The organism is Luteitalea pratensis (assembly GCF_001618865.1).
Classification (GTDB): Bacteria; Acidobacteriota; Vicinamibacteria; order Vicinamibacterales; family Vicinamibacteraceae; genus Luteitalea; species Luteitalea pratensis.
The window spans coordinates 3,155,052-3,171,474 of record NZ_CP015136.1; the positions used below are offsets into that span (position 1 = coordinate 3,155,052).

General features: G+C 65.4%; 14 protein-coding genes and 1 pseudogene. 2 read left to right on the forward strand and 13 right to left on the reverse strand.

Annotation, left to right across the window (positions count from 1 at the left end; all coding sequences use genetic code 11):
• Positions 1–128: 128 nt before the first annotated feature.
• On the reverse strand, positions 129–3,041 hold the full coding sequence (locus LuPra_RS12975) for a response regulator (RefSeq protein ID WP_110171141.1): 2,913 nt from the start codon (positions 3,039–3,041) through the stop codon (positions 129–131).
• A gap of 26 nt (positions 3,042–3,067) precedes the next feature.
• On the opposite strand from LuPra_RS12975, the gene LuPra_RS12980 reads away from it, so the two are divergent.
• Positions 3,068–3,925: an ATP-binding response regulator gene (locus tag LuPra_RS12980; protein WP_110171142.1), complete on the forward strand. Its 858-nt coding sequence runs from the start codon at positions 3,068–3,070 to the stop codon at positions 3,923–3,925.
• A 202-nt stretch (positions 3,926–4,127) separates the two neighbouring features.
• Here the strand turns inward: LuPra_RS12980 and LuPra_RS32815 are convergent, their stop codons facing one another.
• From LuPra_RS32815 to LuPra_RS12995, 3 genes and pseudogenes are all read right to left on the reverse strand, one after another.
• Positions 4,128–5,123 (reverse strand): Rossmann-fold NAD(P)-binding domain-containing protein, encoded by a 996-nt coding sequence (locus LuPra_RS32815; protein ID WP_201792187.1) that lies wholly within the window; start codon positions 5,121–5,123, stop codon positions 4,128–4,130.
• Positions 5,124–5,381: 258 nt separating this feature from the next.
• Positions 5,382–5,842 (reverse strand): annotated as a pseudogene (locus LuPra_RS34465) (fasciclin domain-containing protein).
• Between the two features lie 77 nt (positions 5,843–5,919).
• Positions 5,920–6,159: a DUF378 domain-containing protein gene (locus LuPra_RS12995; protein ID WP_110171143.1), complete on the reverse strand. Its 240-nt coding sequence runs from the start codon at positions 6,157–6,159 to the stop codon at positions 5,920–5,922.
• 167 nt (positions 6,160–6,326) lie between these two features.
• Between LuPra_RS12995 and LuPra_RS13000 the strand changes: the two genes are divergently transcribed.
• Positions 6,327–6,914, forward strand: coding sequence for a helix-turn-helix domain-containing protein (locus tag LuPra_RS13000; RefSeq protein ID WP_110171144.1), 588 nt, complete (start codon positions 6,327–6,329; stop codon positions 6,912–6,914).
• Positions 6,915–7,402: 488 nt separating this feature from the next.
• Here LuPra_RS13000 and LuPra_RS13005 read toward each other — a convergent pair whose 3' ends face one another.
• The 9 genes from LuPra_RS13005 to LuPra_RS13045 all read right to left on the reverse strand — a co-directional run bounded on the left by LuPra_RS13005 (position 7,403) and on the right by LuPra_RS13045 (position 16,360).
• Positions 7,403–8,917 (reverse strand): Ppx/GppA phosphatase family protein, encoded by a 1,515-nt coding sequence (locus LuPra_RS13005; RefSeq protein WP_110171145.1) that lies wholly within the window; start codon positions 8,915–8,917, stop codon positions 7,403–7,405.
• Between the two features lie 2 nt (positions 8,918–8,919).
• Positions 8,920–9,687 (reverse strand): CYTH domain-containing protein, encoded by a 768-nt coding sequence (locus tag LuPra_RS13010; RefSeq protein ID WP_110171146.1) that lies wholly within the window; start codon positions 9,685–9,687, stop codon positions 8,920–8,922.
• 986 nt (positions 9,688–10,673) lie between these two features.
• Positions 10,674–11,738 (reverse strand): PD40 domain-containing protein, encoded by a 1,065-nt coding sequence (locus LuPra_RS13015; protein WP_162271373.1) that lies wholly within the window; start codon positions 11,736–11,738, stop codon positions 10,674–10,676.
• The gene (locus LuPra_RS13020; protein ID WP_110171148.1) at positions 11,702–12,451 is read right to left on the reverse strand and encodes a TolB family protein; all 750 of its coding nucleotides are present in this window, start codon (positions 12,449–12,451) and stop codon (positions 11,702–11,704) included. Before LuPra_RS13020 ends, LuPra_RS13015 begins: the two co-directional genes overlap by 37 nt.
• Positions 12,452–13,273: 822 nt before the next feature.
• Positions 13,274–13,648 carry a universal stress protein gene (locus LuPra_RS13025; RefSeq protein ID WP_234800868.1) on the reverse strand — a complete coding sequence of 125 codons (375 nt, stop codon included), beginning with the start codon at positions 13,646–13,648 and terminating at the stop codon, positions 13,274–13,276.
• Between the two features lie 61 nt (positions 13,649–13,709).
• Positions 13,710–15,107 (reverse strand): Nramp family divalent metal transporter, encoded by a 1,398-nt coding sequence (locus LuPra_RS13030; RefSeq protein WP_110171150.1) that lies wholly within the window; start codon positions 15,105–15,107, stop codon positions 13,710–13,712.
• Between the two features lie 35 nt (positions 15,108–15,142).
• Positions 15,143–15,352 (reverse strand): hypothetical protein, encoded by a 210-nt coding sequence (locus tag LuPra_RS13035; RefSeq protein WP_110171151.1) that lies wholly within the window; start codon positions 15,350–15,352, stop codon positions 15,143–15,145.
• Between the two features lie 130 nt (positions 15,353–15,482).
• Positions 15,483–15,776 (reverse strand): hypothetical protein, encoded by a 294-nt coding sequence (locus LuPra_RS13040; RefSeq protein WP_110171152.1) that lies wholly within the window; start codon positions 15,774–15,776, stop codon positions 15,483–15,485.
• Positions 15,777–15,793: 17 nt separating this feature from the next.
• Positions 15,794–16,360 (reverse strand): PadR family transcriptional regulator, encoded by a 567-nt coding sequence (locus tag LuPra_RS13045; RefSeq protein WP_157899110.1) that lies wholly within the window; start codon positions 16,358–16,360, stop codon positions 15,794–15,796.
• Positions 16,361–16,423 lie beyond the last annotated feature (63 nt).

Below are 16,423 nucleotides of genomic sequence, written 5' to 3' on the forward strand. Positions count from 1 at the left end.
CACGCTCATGCCCCTGAGACACGTCCCTGTGGACCCTCCCTCCTGGCTGACGAGACCTCGCGCCTGAAGGTTCAATGTCCTTGGAGATACCTCCACCGCGCAACGCCGAGTTCTGGGGTTTTAAGGTTTTAGAGCAGGTCTTTGCGCAGTTCGGTGAGCGTGGCGTGCAATGCGTCCATCTCCCGTTCCAACTCATCGCACGCCTCGCCAACGCCTCGCATGTCGCCGCTCTTCCCTAGCCGTTCTAGTCGACTCGCGGTTTCGTAGGCGCCGTGTTTACCGAACAGCCCGGCCGACCCCTTGAGGGCGTGGGCAGAGGAAGCCAATCTCTGGGCATTGCCTTGAGCCGTCGCCTGCCGAATGGCCCTCGTCAGCTGAGGGCCGTCGACGAGAAACATATCGATGACGTCGGCGAGCACCGTACGGTTCCCTCCGAACGCGCTGAGCAGCGTGAGAGGGTCGAGAAGAAGTCGGGCCGGGGGTACCGACGTGAATAAGCCGTCGACGACGGCGAGCAGTTCGTCCAGACGCACGGGTTTCGACACGTAGGCGTCCATGCCGGCGGCAAGACACTGCTCGCGATCACCGGCCATGGCGTGCGCCGTCATGGCCACGATGGGAATGTGGCCGCCGTGGGACCGCTCTCGCTCCCGGATGGCGGCGGTCGCCTCGAGGCCGCTCATCTCCGGCATCTGCACGTCCATCAGAATCACGTCGAACGACGTCTCTGCAGATTGCTGAACGGCCTCGCGACCGTTCGACGCGACCACGACCGTGTCCCCACGGTTCTCGAAGAGCGTGACGACAACCCTCTGATTGGTCGCGTTGTCCTCGGCGAGCAGCAGGCGAAGCGGACGCGTTCTCACGCGCGGAGGTGGCGCCTGATGCGCCGGCGACTCCCGTTGACCAAGGACCGTGCGCGGGGCGAACACCGCGACGATCGCGTCGAGCAGGTCGGATTGCTTGACGGGTTTACTCAGATACGCCGAGAAGCCGGCCTCGTGGACGCGGGAGTGACCGGGTGGCAGCCCCATCGAGCTGAGCATGATCAGCTTGGTGGCCGCGAACCGCGCGTTCGCGCGGATGGCGCGCGCGAGCGCAAAGCCGTCCACGTCGGGCATGAGGGCGTCGGAGAGCACGAGCCGAAACGGCTCACCGGCGTCGACGGCCTTCGCGAGAGCGTCGAGTGCGGCGCGAGCGCCGTCGACCGACGTCGGTCTCATTCGCCACGCCGTCAGCATCTCCTCGACGATCCGACGATTGGTGGCGTTGTCGTCAACGACCAGAACCCGCAGATGGCCGAGGTCCGAGGACTCTGGAGGCGCCGCGTGTGCCGTGGCCCCTTCCTCTACGCCGAAGTGGGCGACAAACGAGAACCGACTTCCCCGTCCGACCTCGCTTTCGACCCAGATCCGTCCGCCCATCAGCTCTACGAGCTGCATGGAAATCGCGAGTCCGAGGCCCGTGCCTCCGTAGCGGCGGGTGGTGGAGGCATCGACCTGTACGAACGGGCCGAAGATCTGCCACTGTTTCTCCTGCGGAATGCCGATGCCGGTGTCCGATACCACGATCCGCAGCCTCACCGTGGCATCCGCCCGCTCGTCGACCGCCACCTCGGCGATCACTTCGCCGCGGTCCGTGAACTTGATGGCGTTACCCACCAGATTGATCAACACCTGGCGCAGGCGTCCAGGGTCACCCACGAGCGCATCGGGAACGTCCGGAGCAATGCGGCAGGCGAGCTCGAGGCCCTTCGCATCCGCGCGCGACGCCAGCAGTCGAACCGCATCCTCCACGACGTCCCGGAACGCGAATGGGACCTCTTCGAGAGCCAGTTGCCGCGCCTCGACCTTCGAGAAATCGAGAATGTCGTTGACGAGCGCCAGCAGAGCCTCGCTCGAATCCTTGACCGTGTGCAGCAAGTCGCGCTGCTCCTCCGTGAGGGTCGTGCGGAGCGCCAGGTCGGTCATGCCGATGATGGCGTTCATCGGGGTCCTGATCTCATGGCTCATGTTGGCGAGAAACTCGCTCTTGGCAACCGTCGCCTCCTCCGCTCGCCGTCTTGCGCTCTCGAGCTCCCGCTCGGTCCGCTTCGCGTCTGTGACATCCCGCGCCACCGCATGAATCAAGCCGAGATCGCTGTGGGCGACGGCGTTCCACTGGAGCCACTTGTAGGTTCCGTCGGCACACCGATAACGATTCTCGAACACCGTCAACTCCGTGTCGTTCACGATCGTGGACCTGGCACCGATCGTGGCCTCGCGGTCATCGGGGTGGACGAAGTCCAGCCACGGCTTCGCCAGCAGTTCCTCTCGCGGCATCCCCAGCGTGCGCTCCCATGCTGGATTCAGACGGACGAAATACCCGTCGAAGTTGGCGATGCAGAGCAGGTCCCGCGAGAGCGCGAAGAACCGATCGAGTTCCTCCTCGGCCCGTTTCCGCTCGACGAACAGGCCAATCTGTCGGCCGACCGTCGTCAGCATCCCCAGCAGATCCTCGTCGGGCTCACGGATCTCGCGGCTGAAGAACTCCATGACCCCGAGGATCTCGGCGCGTCCCAGCACGGGGAAGCCGAAAGCGGCGTGCAGACCCGCCCGATCGGCAGCAGGCGCACGCGGGAAGTGTGGATCGTGGACGACGTCGGGAATCCACGCGGATTGGAGGCTCGACCACACCCGCCCCGGCAGGCCGTCGCCTGCGGCAAAGGCTGTCGCTCGGCTGACGGCGGCGAACTCGTCGAATGGCAGCGACGACGCGTGCCATGTCGCGGCCCAACGAAGACGGGCTGCGGGGCGGTCGACGGTCCAGAACGCGCCGTACTCCCACCCGAGCGCACCGCAGATGGCCTGCAGCATCCGCGGCGCCGCTTCGACGAGCGTCTCCGACTCCGCAAGGGCACAGGCCGTCTCGTAGACGACCTGCTGGTGCATGCGTGTGTGCGCGTGTGCCTGGTTCGGAGGCGGCGGCTCCATTCCCAACACCTCTTTCGAAGGAGCGACCAGTATTACACTACGCTTGGGTCTGCGATCGGCATCTGCCATTCCGTCTCGTCGTCGGGAGGCTCGTCATGACGTCTGGAGCGATCGCGAAGAGTCGCGTGTTGGTCATCGACGACGATCGCGGGTTTCGGCATGCGATTGGCTCGCTGCTTCAAGAGGCAGGCCATCTCGTCGTGCAGGCGGCGGACGGCCGCGCAGCGCTCAATGCCCTGGTGGGCGAGGCGTTCGACGTGGTGCTGCTCGACGTGGGGCTGCCCGATATGAGCGGGCTCGACGTCCTCGCAGAGGTGCAGAACCTGGCGACCCTTCCGCGCGTGGTCATGCTCACCGCCGACGACACGCCTGAAACGCTGCTCAAGGCCATCCGCGGTCAGGCGGATCGGTACGTCACGAAGCCGTTTGCACCGGGCGCCATTCTGCAGGTTGTCGACGAGGTACTCGGGGCGCCACCGGCGGCAGCCTTGCCAATAACGGTGGTGTCGGCACGACCCGAGTGGGTCGAACTCGTGGTGCCCTGTTCGCTGCACGTCGCCGATCGTGTCCACGCCTTCATGATGCGACTCCCGGCCGACTTGCCGGAGGCGGTACGTGAGTCGGTTGGAACGGCATTTCGCGAGCTGCTCTTGAACGCTGTCGAGTGGGGCGGCAAGCTCGATCCGACGCGGATGGTTCGCATCTCCTGTCTGCGCGCGCGCCGCATGCTGCTGTACCGCATCGCCGATCCCGGTCAGGGGTTCAGCCCTGACGGCCTCACGCACTCGGCGATCAACAACCCGGAAGACGATCCACTGCGGCACGCTTTGGTGCGCGAGGAGAAGGGACTGCGGCCAGGGGGGCTGGGGCTCGCGATCACGCGAGGGATCGTCGACGAGTTGATCTACAACGAGGCGCGCAACGAGGTCGTCTTCATCAAGTACCTCGACTAGAGTCGCACTGCCGGGACGCGGTGTTCGTGCACGGGTGCTGGGGCCGCCGTCGATAGGCCGGCTGTGCGGAACGTACCCCCAGATGTACCCGCACACTGGGCTTGACACCACGCATTTGCGGCAAAGCCCTGAGGAGCAACGACTTCCAAGGCAATCGATCGATGGGCACCTTGGCGCGGCTGAGGGCCAGAAGGCGCGCTCCCTATGTCGACTCATGAATCGGACCGCGGCTGGGCCAGCAACACGCTTGTGCAAGAACCACCTCTGACTCGGCGTCGTTCTCGCGGTAGTCGTCTGTTCCGCTTTGGCTGACGAATCGTTCGGTCAGCCCCCGATAGCCGGGCGCACCGCCGCCTCGCCGTCGAGTTCCGCTCTGCGTAGCTGGGCGCGACTCGCGATCTCCCGCAGGAGACCGCTGAACATCCATTCGTGCACAGCAAGGAGGACGTACCAGTACGCGCGCCGTCGTGCCGCCAATCTGCCTGATCGGCACAAAGACCTGCGAAGGGGGCGCGTCCACAACCATGGTCCGCGTGTCGACCTTCTGACGTGACCGAGCGCCGGCCTCGATCGCCGTCGCCAGCGCCACGCGTAACGGCGTCGGTTCGATCTGGAACGCGTCCAATGCCGCTGACGATCTGACCACCGTCGGGTTCTTCAATCCTTCCACCAGCGCGCGACCGACACGCGCCTGCGCCGGTGTCACCAGTGCGAGCCAGAGACCCGACAGGTCCGGCGTCAACAACGGCACGGGCAGCAGCCAGCGGCGCAGCCCGCGGAGCTGGGCGTACTCCCGCATGATGTCACCGTACGAGACCACGTCTGGACCACCGATCTCGAACACTTCACTGCCGTTGTCAGGGAGTTCCAGCGCCCCCGCCAGGTACGCCACCACGTCGTCAACCGCCATCGGCTGGGTCAACGTCGCGACCCATCGCGGGCACACCATGACGGGGAGGCGCTCCACCAGCGCCTCGATCATCTGGAACGACAGACTTCCGGCGCCAACCACGATTGATGCTCTGAATTCGATGACCGGAATGCCGCTGGCACGCAGGAGCGATCCGGTTTCGGCTCGACTCTGGAGATGGCTGGAGAGCGAACCCGCCTGATCTGCCAGGCCGCCGAGATAGATGATGCGCCGGACGCCAGCGCGAGCCGCCGCGCGGCCGAAGGTTGCGGCGGCATGGCGATCCACCTCCGCGAATCGGCGCCGACCGACAGGGAGTGCACCAGGTAATACGCCGAGTCCACGCCAGCGAGCGCGAGGTCCAGCGACTCCTCATCGAGGCAGTCCCCCTGCACGACCTCCGTCGTGATCGGCTTGCGCACACGCGTTCGGGATTGCGCGCAAGGCACCGCACCGGACGGCCGGCCCCTTCGAAATGTCGAAGAAGACGGCCGCCGATGTATCCCGTCGCTCCTGTGAGGAGAACTGATGCGTCCATGGTCCGGCCTATTCGTCCTTCGGGACGATGACGCTGTCGATCACGTGGATCACGCCGTTGGTCGCGGCGATGTCGGTCTTCACGACCTTCGCGTCGTCAACGGTCACGCCGCCATCGCGGGCTGCGATCCTCAGCGTGGCCCCACTGACCGCCTTCGCCGAGCTGGTTTGGCCACGTCGGCCGCCGTCACTCTCCCGGCGACGACATGAGATGTGAGGATGCGCTGCAGCTTCGGCTTGTTCTCGGGCTTCAGCAGCGTCTCGAGCGTGCCTGCAGGCAGCTTGGCACACGCCTCGTCGGTGGGCGCAAACACCGTGTAGGGCCCGGCTCCTTTCAGTGTCTCGACCAGGTCGGCCGCCTGGAGTGCCTTCACGAGCGTCGTGAAGGACCGGGCCGCGACCGCGGTATCCACGATGTCCTTGTCGGCGGTGGCAGCACCCATGTTGGCCACCGCGCCGGTGATGGCCATTGCGGCCACGAGTCCTGCAATCATCGTCTTCATCATTGCTTCTGCTCCGTGCTCGAGTTGCGTTGTGGACGAACGAATCAACGAGTGGCGATCACCGCGGGCTGCGCCCAGCGGTTCTGCACGCGCTTCCACGACACGGCCTGATACAGCCCGGCCACACCGACCAGTCCGTAGACGAGTGCACTGGCCGCCGAGACTTCACCGAACGGCATCCCGAACAGGGCGGCAACGAGGTCGAACCGCGCGACGGCCACAAGCCCCCAATTCAGTGCACCAACCACGACGAGGACCGCGGCGATGACATCGATCTGCTTCATGACTCTTCCTCCTGTGCTGCGTCTGGCCCCTTGCCGGCGCAGTTCAGGTATTGACTGTAGTGAACATTTATTTTCTTTAACTCAAATTGACGCTCGGCCGCAAAGTCGTGTGAATGCGGCGACAAGAACCGCGCGCAATGTGACTGTCACGACAAACGGGAGGCGGAATGCTGTCGACAACGCTCGAAGCAGGGCTCAGCGACTACGCGATCGGCGCAAAGATTCGCGCCTTACGACTGAAGAAGAAGATGGGGCTCGTCGAGCTGGGGCAGCACCCCGGGCTATCGCCCGCATTGCTCTCGAAGCTCGACCGGGGGCGCCTCTTTCCGACGCTGCCGACGCTGCTGCGGATCCCGCTCGTCTTCAGCGTCGGCCTCGACTACTTCTTCGCCGGCGCGCGCGAGAAGCCGCTCGTGGCGGTGGTCCGCAATGCAGAACGCGTGCAGCTGCCAGAGCGTCAGGATGGGAAGGACATGTCGTATCGCTTCGAGTCGCTGGACTATCCCGCGACCGAGCGGCGGTTCAACTCGTACTACGCCGAGTTCCTGCCCGTGGCGCGCGACGACGTTCATTTGCACACGCACGCCGGCGTGGAGTTCATCTACACGCTCAAGGGCAGGTTGCACGTCCACATCGACGGCCAGGAGCACGCGCTCGACTCCGGTGACTCGATGTACTTCGACTCCGGCCTTCCCCACGGGTACCGCCGTGGCGGCACCTCAACATGCTGCGCCATCGTGGTGACGACAGCCTGAGGTCTTCCTCGACGAACCTCCTCACGAGCTGTTGCTTCGGATGAAAAGTGGCGTTGGTGCACGGCTGCTGGGCCCCGGCGATAGGCGGCTGGGAGCCGCTGGCGTGTGGCGTTGGTGCATGGCTGCGGACCGTCATGTAGTGGGTCGGCCGTTGAAGCCGCTGGCATGTCGGCGGCCCGCGGCGGCATGATCTGGTTGGGGCGACAGCTGCAACGCTCGGCCGGCGCCAATGGCAGAAAACCTCGGGCTACCACCGGCAGGCCCGCGTGGAGAACGCCTTCTTCCGCTACAAATCCATCATTGGCGATGGCCTTCGCGCCCGCAGTGTAGGTGGCCGGGATGTCGAGGCGGGCCTTGCCTGCCGCGTCCTGAATCGGATGACCGCGCTCGGCAGGCCCGAGTCGTCTCCGAACACTCGGTGACGAGCCGTATGTGGGGGGCTGCGAGTCCAGTGTGAGCCATGCACCAACGCCACGCAGACCTGTGGCCTACGACCGATTGGCGACGTGGCTCGAGCCGAAGCGCTCCACGAGCAGGCCGTGACGCAGGCCGCGGTCGCCGACCGTCAGTTCGTGTTTGCCGAGCAACTCCATCACCGTGCGGACGATGCAGGCGCCGGCGAGGATGACGTCGGCGCGCTTGGGCTGCAGGCCAACGATCGCGGCGCGCTTGTCCAGCGGCGTCGTCCGGTATTGCTCGATCTGTCGATCGATTTCGTTGCGCGTGAGCACAGTGCCCTGGATCGTGCCGGGATCGTACTTCGCCATCGCGTAGCGCACCGCCGTCAGGTTGGTCACGGCGCCGCCCATGGCGACGAGTGTCTCCGGCGACAGGCGGTCGGCGATGCGCGACAGGTCCTCGGCGATCGCCTTCATGGCCTCGCGGAGCACTTCATTCGACACCGCGCCGTCCAAGCCGTAGCGCTCGGTGTAGCGCACCGCGCCGACGTTGACGCTGAAGCGTTCGGAGACGTGGTCGCCCTCGCCGAACGTGAACTGCGAGCTGCCGCCGCCGGTGTCGAACACCACGAGGTGGCCGGTGGCGGAGGGAAGCCCGGCTTGCACCGCCAGGTAGGCGAGGCGACTCTCTTCATCACCCGAAATGACCTCCACCTTGACCCCGGTTCTGGCGCGGATGATTTCCAGCACGTCGGCCGAGTTCGTGGCCATCCGCAGGCCGGCCGTACCAACGGCAGCGATGGCGATGCAACCGGCCGACTGTGCCTCGTCCACCATGCCCTTGATGGCTGCGGCGGTTCGCTCCGCCGCCTCCGTCGCGATGGCGCCGCCTTCCTTCACACCTTCGCCAAGCCGCGTGAGCTCCGCTCGATCGGTGACCGTCTTCCACGTGCCGTCAGCACCGGCCTCGGCGATATGGAACTTCACCGAGTTGGTGCCCACGTCGAGCACCGCGTATCGCGGCGGCGCGCCCGACAGCGTCGCGGCCAGCCCGCGCGAGTAGTTCGTGTTCACGTAGCCGGCAAGACCGAGTGAATCGACGGCGGCGACAACGGCTGCGGCGTCCTCCATTTCGACCGCGATCGTTCGCGTCCTCACGCTGTCCACCGTCACCTCGGACAGCTCCGACGTGCAGGCTCCCACGACGTAACGTACCCGATGCTTGTGCACCCTGGCGGCGCGCACCGCTGCCGTCGGCTCGATGAGCTCGGCGAGGAACTGGTCGAACGTGTAAGTGTCGCGCGTCAGATCGGGCGGGGTGACCCGCATGGCGTTGAAGACGCCTCGCACAACCGCGGCACTGGCGGGAAAGCCCTCCTTCATGACAGGGATCCACTGCTCCAGGCCCGCGTCGTTCACCTGCTGGAGCACCTTGATGTCGAGCAGGCCCGCACGGACCTTGACGTTGCTGCCCTTCTCGGTGAGCAGGTAGATCTCGTCGGTCTCCTGCACACCCTTCGTCTCCAGCGCGGCGAACACCGCTTCAGCGCGCGCGAAGCGCGTGCCGAACGTCCGCCACTCCCAGCGCGGCGTGATCTCGGACATCGTTACTGCCCGGCCTCAACCTTCTTCAGCAGCTCGGTGAAGTGCTTGAGCGCCCGGTTGGTCTTGGGCTGCTGCTCGGCGGTGAGGTCGAGCCCCTTCTTCTCCAGGAAATCGCGCGTTTCGGTGGCGATGTGGAACGCGTCGTCCGGCGTGGCTTTGGTCGAGAGCTCGAGGATGCGCGAGCCGTCCGGATACATCCACAGTTCGGCGACGAACTTCCGTTTCACGCCGTCCGGGGTGAACTCGAGCTTCAGGAGGTTGATCGGCCCCAGCACCGACAGCTGCGACAACTTCAGTCCCTCCGGTGCATTGGCCTTGTAGAAGGCGCGCTGCTCCTTCGTGAACAGGTCGCGGGTCTTCATCTTCTTCAGGATCACGGCCCGCACGTCGTCGGCGGTCGTCTTGCCCTTCATCGACGCGGAACAGACGAACCCCTTGGGCATGGTGTCGACTTCGACCTTCACCGAGGTCGACTGCCGGACTTCGGGCGACAGCGTTTCCGGATCGACGGGACGCAACTTGATCACGGTATCGCCGCCGCCGCCCTGGATGCGCCTCGCCCGCACCACGACGCCGGCCTTGCTCAGCGTCAGGTCCGGCGTGTCGAAGAACACGACCTGGCGAATCTCCGCCTTGAGCGGGTCCATGCCCAGAGCATCGGCCGTGGAGCGAATCGCCGAATCGACGACGGTCAACTTCAGCTCGACGCTGTCGGATTGCTTCATCAGCCCGAAGACTTGCTCGACCTGCTTGTCATTCAGCGTTCGCATCGTGTCCCTCGTGTACGCCCGGAGCGACAGAGCATACTCCCTCTGCTCCCCGGGCAGCGAACTACCTGACCGCCGCGCGTGTCACGTACGTCGAGAAGCGAGGCTTCCGATGATCTCTTCGTTGCTCCCTCCCCGCATCATCACGATTGGCGGCGTTGGTGCATGGCTGCTTGGGGGCGTCGTCGCTGGGCCTGCTGTGGGACCGGCGGCGCGTCGGCCGCCCACGCCGCATGATCGTGGGATGAAGTCGCGCGTGCATCCCACGTACAAGACGCGCTATCGGGTGGGGAATTGGCGGGCGTACGACTTGAATACAACGACTCGCCCATTATTGCTGCTGAGATCCGTACCCCCAGATATACCCCCACGCTGGGTTCGATACTGTTCGCCAGCGGGTACTCGCCGGGAATGGCCTGACGCGCAAGGACTTCCACGTGAACCGCTGGGCACCATGGCTAGCTGAGGGCCAGCAGCGCGTCGACTGCTTACTCGGACCGCGGCTGATCCCGCGCCATGCCTGTGGCAGAATCATGTTTGGATCGGCGACATGCTCGCGGTTGTCGACTCCGTCTTGCCTGGCGAGAGCTCGCCCGCGAGAGCTCCGAATGTCCGTAGAGACAGCCCGGGACGCGATTCCGGCCGAACTCGCGGCACGCGCGGACGCCGCGCCGCGCCCGCCTGCAAGCCAACCAATCAGTGACCTGCGAGACATGTTCGGCACTCATCGCGACGGTCTGAACTGCCGCGGGTCGCCGTTCTACGGTTAGGGCCTCGATGACGAGAACTCGCGCAGGAAAGTGCAGAATGTCCGTGCACGTAGCCCGGCTGGCAGCCTGAGTTCGAGTCCCGACACCGAGCCACAAGTTCCCAACCGGTTCCGCTGCAACGGGAACAGGCGATGTCGCGATTCTCGCGATCGACAAGGCGAACAATGGTGACGTGTACGCCGCCCCTGAAGTACCGCCCGATGAACGCGTTGCGTCGGTCTACCGCGCGCCCGGCCGCCGCACCGGCGCCCATCCCGGCGTGGCTTCTTCGAACTGGTTGTCGGTGAGCGCCCGCACGTCGGTGCCATCCGCACGCATCACGTACAGATCGCCCGAGGCCTGCGGGTTGCCGGGGTTTAGTGCCGCTTCGTCCTTGAAGCCGCCACGCACGCTCGAGAAGGCGATCCACTGCCCGTCGGGGGACCAAGTGGCGTGCGCGTCGTTCCCGGGCGAGTCCGTCAGCCGCACGATGCGCTTCGATTCCACCTCGATGGTGTAGAGCTCGTAATTGCCGTCCCGATCGCTGGTGAACTGGACCCGGTGGCCATCGGGTGACCACCCGGGGAAGTTCACGCGGCCGAAGTCGCGCAAGAGTGTCGTGACGTCGCGCGATTGCACGTCGATGATCCGCAGCGACGAGTTCGTATCGTTCCACTCGCGAAAGACAATGCGCCGGCCGTCGGGCGACCAGCTTGGGAAGCCGACGTTCTCCTTGCCGTCGGTGAGCACCTGCAGGGCGCCGCTCTTGATGTCGAGCACCGTCAGATCCGCCGCCCCGAAGCCCTGCACCATCGGAAAGAAGCGCCCGAGGCCGAATGCCAGCAACGACCCGTCCGGCGACCAGACCGGGGCGACGACGCTGCGGGCCGGATCGGAGAACAGCACCGAGCGCGACGCCCCGTCCGCGTCCATGATCAGCACCGAGTTCTTCGCCAGCCCAATGGGCGTGTCGGCCATGGTGACGCGCGCGCCGTCGGGGCTGAACTGTGGAAATATGCCGGCGCGGATCAGGCGAAAGCCGGTGTCGCGGCTGAATGCCGGCTGGAACGGAGGCCATGTGGTGCTGACGTCGCGTGAGAACACGACCCGCGAGCCGTCGGGGGTCCACGACGGCGCATGGAACGGTCCGGTCGCCCCGACGGCCTTGCCTGGCAGCCGCAGCATGCCATCACCGCGGCGGTCCAGATACGCTACGCCGGGGGCGCCGAGATAATGCGGGAACAGCTTCGCGCCGGGCCCGTCCGCGATCACGTGCAACTCCCCCGTCTCCACGTCCACTTCCACGATCCGGGTCGATCCGGCGGATGCCGCGCGCGCCGCCAGCGGCCCGCTCTCCTGCTGTGGCGCGGTGTAGCAGACGATGCGGCGGCCGTCCGGCACCAAGAGGGCGTGCCAGACGCCCCGCTGGCGTGCGTCAGCCGCCGGACACGGCCACCGCCGAGCTCGACCACGTAGACCTCAGTCGAGTGCCCCACGCCGAAAAAAAGGCGCGGGTGCGTGGAGTCGCGATCGCTCGAGAACGCCAAACGGCGGCCGTCCGGCGACCACGCGGGGCGGAAGTCACCGGCCGGATGGCTGGTGACGTTGCGCGTCTGCCGTGTCCGGAGATCGAGCAGCCAGATATCCGCGTTGCCGCTCCGCGACGACACAAACGCGAGCGTCGTGCCGTCGGGTGAGAGTGCTGCCTGATCGTCGAATGCCGGGGCGTCGGTCAGCCGCTCGAGGCCGCTGCCGTCGAGATGCGCGCGGTAGATGTCGGCCGACCCGCCCCGTTCCGATGTGAACAGGATCCAGCGTCCGTCTGGCGAAACCGACGGGTTGTAATCGAGACTCGGGTGCGGCAGAAACGGCACCGCGCCCGCCCCTTCGCGATCGGCGATGAAGATGTCCGAGTTCAGTGGCCCGAAGTGGGTAAAGGCAATGGAGTAGTCCTGCGCGCCGGCGGCCGCGGGCATGACGGCAGCCGCCACCACGATTGTCAGAAGACGGAGGCGCATCGGTTCAGATCCTCCTGGAGCATCACCACGCGAAACGAGCGTCTCTGTCGTTGGTCGGGCGCCGGACGAAGAGCAGCCGTCGTGTGCCTCTGAACGGGCCGATTACTTATACACCTTCCGGCTCGGATGTCCGGCGGAGTGACTGTGATGCCGATGCAGAGCCACGGCTCGACACGGGTCATCATCGCGCGCGAGCGCTTTGCCACGCTTGCATGTTGGCAGTGCCTTCGCCGCTGTTTTTGGACGCTGCACCAGCAGACGGTCAGAGCCTGACGGCATTTGTGAGCTCGACCGGCACGGTCTCCGGAGCGCCTTCACACCTGGTTGTCAGCCTCCGACTCAGAAACGGCTGACGCCACGAGGGGAGCCGCGACAAACAGCGGTGGTTGGCGCACTTCGGCAGGCAAAGGGTAGTGGGCACGATCGCGCCGTGCTGATGCGGCGGGAACTGGTCCCACCTCCCATGTCTACATCGGCGCAGTCGTCATTGCGGTGCCAGCGGCGAGAACTCGCGCAAGAAAGTCCAGAATGTCCGTGGACTTAGCCAGGCTGACATTCACGCGTACGACCGATGCGACGTGTGCGAAGGAGGTGGTCGTGCCGATGCTGAAAATCCGGCGAGCGCCACCCTCGGCACGCCAGTGGCTGTCGAGTTCACGACGCAGAACAGGAGATCGCGTTCGCGTGCGGAATGGACATGCTGCACGGCACCGTGACCGTGCAATAGGCAAACGTCGGCACCCATCGGACGCACGGACAGCGTGCCGACTTCCACGGCCGCCCGTCGCGCTGCTGCTCTATTGGCGCGCTCTTTCGACCATCTCAGACCGCGGCGGCACGCACGAGGAGGATCGGAATATGGCTTTTGTGCCTGACGGCAGTGATCGTGCTGCCGTGCAACAGATCGCCCAAGAAGCGGTGGCCGTGCGTGGTCATCGCGATCAAGTCGCACTGCTCCTGCTCGGCGGCCTTGAGAATCTCGGTTGGCGGGTTGCCCAGCGCCAGGTGAATCCGCACCTGCAATCCCTGCGCGCCGAGCGCCGCAGCCTGCTGGAGGAGATAGTCGCGGTCGGCCTTCATCTCGTCGGACTCCGCGAGCTTGAGATCATCGTAGTGACGCGCTACCCAGCCGTCCGCCACATGGATCAGCAGCAGCTCGGACGGGCACAGCGACGCCAGCCGGGCCACGTGCGGCACGAGGCTTCGATCGGCCGGGCCATTTTCGAGCGCGACGAGAATTCTCTTGTACATGATGCCGTCACCCGAGCAGCCCGATGATCCAGGCGGTGATGCCGAAGTAGTCCGACAGGTACTTCGTGTTCAAGCTCACGATGAGCCCGGCGGTCGTCCACGCCAGCACTTTGACCCAAACGGGATTGACGAAGGCTCCCATCTTGGTGCGACTGCTCGTGAAGGCGACGAGCGGCACGACTGCGAACGATAGTTGCAGACTGAGAATCACCTGGCTCAACACCAGGAGCGCGGCCGTGCCGTGCTCGCCGTAGAACGCGGTGACCAAGACCGCCGGGACGATGGCGATGAGCCGCGTGATCAGCCGCCGCAGCCAGGGACGGAGCCGAATTCTGAGGAAGCCTTCCATGACGATCTGCCCGGCCAGCGTGCCCGTGAGGGTGGAGTTCTGGCCAGAGGCCAGCAACGCGAGTGCGAAAAGTGTGCTGGCGATCGGCACGCCGAGCGTTGGCGAGAGCAGCCGATAGGCGTCCTGGATCTCTGCGACCTCCTGCCCCCGGCCGTAGAACGTCGCGGCCGACACGACGAGGATTGCGCCATTGATGAAGAGCGCGAACATCAGAGCGATCGTCGAATCGATGGTCGCGAACTTGATCGCCTCGGCCTTGCCACCCGCCGTGCGTTCGTACTTCCGCGTCTGCACAATCGACGAGTGCAGGTACAGGTTGTGCGGCATCACCGTCGCCCCGAGGATGCCGATCGCGATGTACAGCATCTCGGGACGCCGGACGATCTCGAACGTCGGCAAGAACCCGCCGGCGACGGCGACCATGTCCGGCCTCGAAAAAAGAATCTCTGCAAAGAAGCATCCGCCGATCGTCAGCATGAGCGTGATGACGAGCGCCTCGATGTACCGAAATCCCTTGTTCTGGAGGTAGAGCACGGCCAGCACGTCGATAGCTGTGACGCACACGCCCCAGATCAGCGGGAGGCCGAACAGCAGATTCAGCGCGACCGCCGATCCGATGACCTCAGCGAGGTCGCACGCGCAGATCGCAATCTCGCAGAGCACCCACAGCACAAATGACACGCGCCGGGAGTAGTGATCGCGGCAGGCCTGCGCCAGGTCGCGGCCGGTGACGATCCCGAGCCTCGCGCAGAGGGCTTGCAGCAGGATCGCCATGAGGTTGGAAAGCAGGATGACGCTGAGCAGCGTGTAGCCGAACTGGGAGCCGCCGGCGAGGTCCGTCGCCCAGTTCCCCGGGTCCATGTAGCCAACGGCCACCAGGTACCCCGGCCCCGAGAACGCGAGCAGCTTCCGCCAGAAGCCCAGTGTGTGCGGCACCAGAATCGTGTTGTGCGCCTCCGGCAGGCTGACGGCGGTCTGCGGCAGTCGCCAGGCCGCGCGCGGCGCGGGTTCCTGCGCTTGCGGACTGCCGGGGAGGAATGGAGGGCCTTCGGTCATGCCGTCCCGCGATCCTATGCTCGCGGGCCCCTCGATCACCAGGGGGACATGCCAATGGGCTGAGCCTGTGGCAGCCGCGCGGCCGATCCGTCTTTCGCGATCAACGGCCGGCCGTTGGTGGGACCCGCATGCGCCACCGTGTCGCAGGAGGGAGTGGTGCCGAAGATCCTGATCGCCGGCCAGGGCGGCAAGGATGGCGGTTCGCCGATGACCGGCAACGTCGTGGAGGCGCTGCTCACGCTCATGACGTCAGAGCGTCGAGGGGGAGACACCGGGGAATCTCGACGCCGTGGAATGCGTCGGCCCACGCCATTCGCACACCCGCGCGCCGATCGTGCTCCTTGGGGCCTGGTCAATCACGGCGTTGCCGGACCGTTAGTTTCGAGCCTCTGTGCCGTTCAGCGCTGCGCCAGGGCGGACGTGTTCAGTCAGCAGATCCTTGAAGACGCTGTATGCCGGCTTCGGGAGGTATGCATCGGTCATGATGCCGAACTGATGGAACATGTCCGGATTGCTGCTGTTGGCGTCACGAAGCGAGAACAGTTGGTAGGCGGCGATGTTCAAAGTTCGGGTGATGGCGCCGTACCGCTGGATGGCGTTGCGGACAAACTCCGCATATCCCTCGATGTCGCCGGATCTGGATGCCCGCCACAGCCCCAGGATAGACACCAAACAGAAAGCTCACGTCAGCAATCCTTTGAAGACTCGAGCGGCCAGGCAATGTCACGGCTGGTGATGCGACCGATAAAGGTGCTGAGCCACTGAATCTCTGCCTCCAGCACGGCCTTCCAGTAGGCCATCTCGATCATGTGCACCTCGATCCCGCCCGGATGGACCGCCGGAATGGCGTCACGCTCCGCCAGACGTGAGACCACGCGTCGTCGCAGTGCCGCCGCTGCCTTGGTGCGCGAGAGAATGCCGATGTACGCAAGTCCGAGCGTGAACCGGGCAGAGGCCGCCGGCGCTTCCTCAATGTGCGTGGTCACGCGCACGCGGAATTCCTTCATGCCAGCGTCCGTGACTTCGTAGGCCGTGCGCGCTGGACGATTGCCGACCCGTTTCGCACGCTGTGGACGGATCAGGCCGGCATCGACAAGAGACTTTGCGAGCGTCGTGACGGAGGAACGCTGCGTCGAGAGAAATCGATAGCGGTCGTTCAACCGCGTGGCGAGTTCGTAGGGGTGGGCGGGGCGTTCGACCAGTAGTCCCAGGAGGGGCAGCACGAGGCGATTGGCAAGAGCATCGAGAGGCACGCCTCCGATCCTGTGCGACCAGTACCGTATACTCATGCACACGCTTACAGCTGATATCAACTT

Excerpts from the sequence above, each read along its gene's own strand:
- LuPra_RS12975 (WP_110171141.1), bottom strand. The coding sequence starts at position 3,041 with ATGGCAGATGCCGATCGCAGACCCAAGCGTAGTGTAATACTGGTCGCT.
- LuPra_RS13020 (WP_110171148.1), bottom strand. The coding sequence starts at position 12,451 with ATGCGCCTCCGTCTTCTGACAATCGTGGTGGCGGCTGCCGTCATGCCC.
- LuPra_RS13030 (WP_110171150.1), bottom strand. The coding sequence starts at position 15,107 with ATGACCGAAGGCCCTCCATTCCTCCCCGGCAGTCCGCAAGCGCAGGAA.
- LuPra_RS13010 (WP_110171146.1), bottom strand. The coding sequence starts at position 9,687 with ATGCGAACGCTGAATGACAAGCAGGTCGAGCAAGTCTTCGGGCTGATG.
- LuPra_RS12980 (WP_110171142.1), top strand. The coding sequence starts at position 3,068 with ATGACGTCTGGAGCGATCGCGAAGAGTCGCGTGTTGGTCATCGACGAC.
- LuPra_RS13035 (WP_110171151.1), bottom strand. The coding sequence starts at position 15,352 with ATGAGCGTGAGCAGCGCCTCCACGACGTTGCCGGTCATCGGCGAACCG.
- LuPra_RS12995 (WP_110171143.1), bottom strand. The coding sequence starts at position 6,159 with ATGAAGCAGATCGATGTCATCGCCGCGGTCCTCGTCGTGGTTGGTGCA.
- LuPra_RS13005 (WP_110171145.1), bottom strand. The coding sequence starts at position 8,917 with ATGTCCGAGATCACGCCGCGCTGGGAGTGGCGGACGTTCGGCACGCGC.
- LuPra_RS13000 (WP_110171144.1), top strand. The coding sequence starts at position 6,327 with ATGCTGTCGACAACGCTCGAAGCAGGGCTCAGCGACTACGCGATCGGC.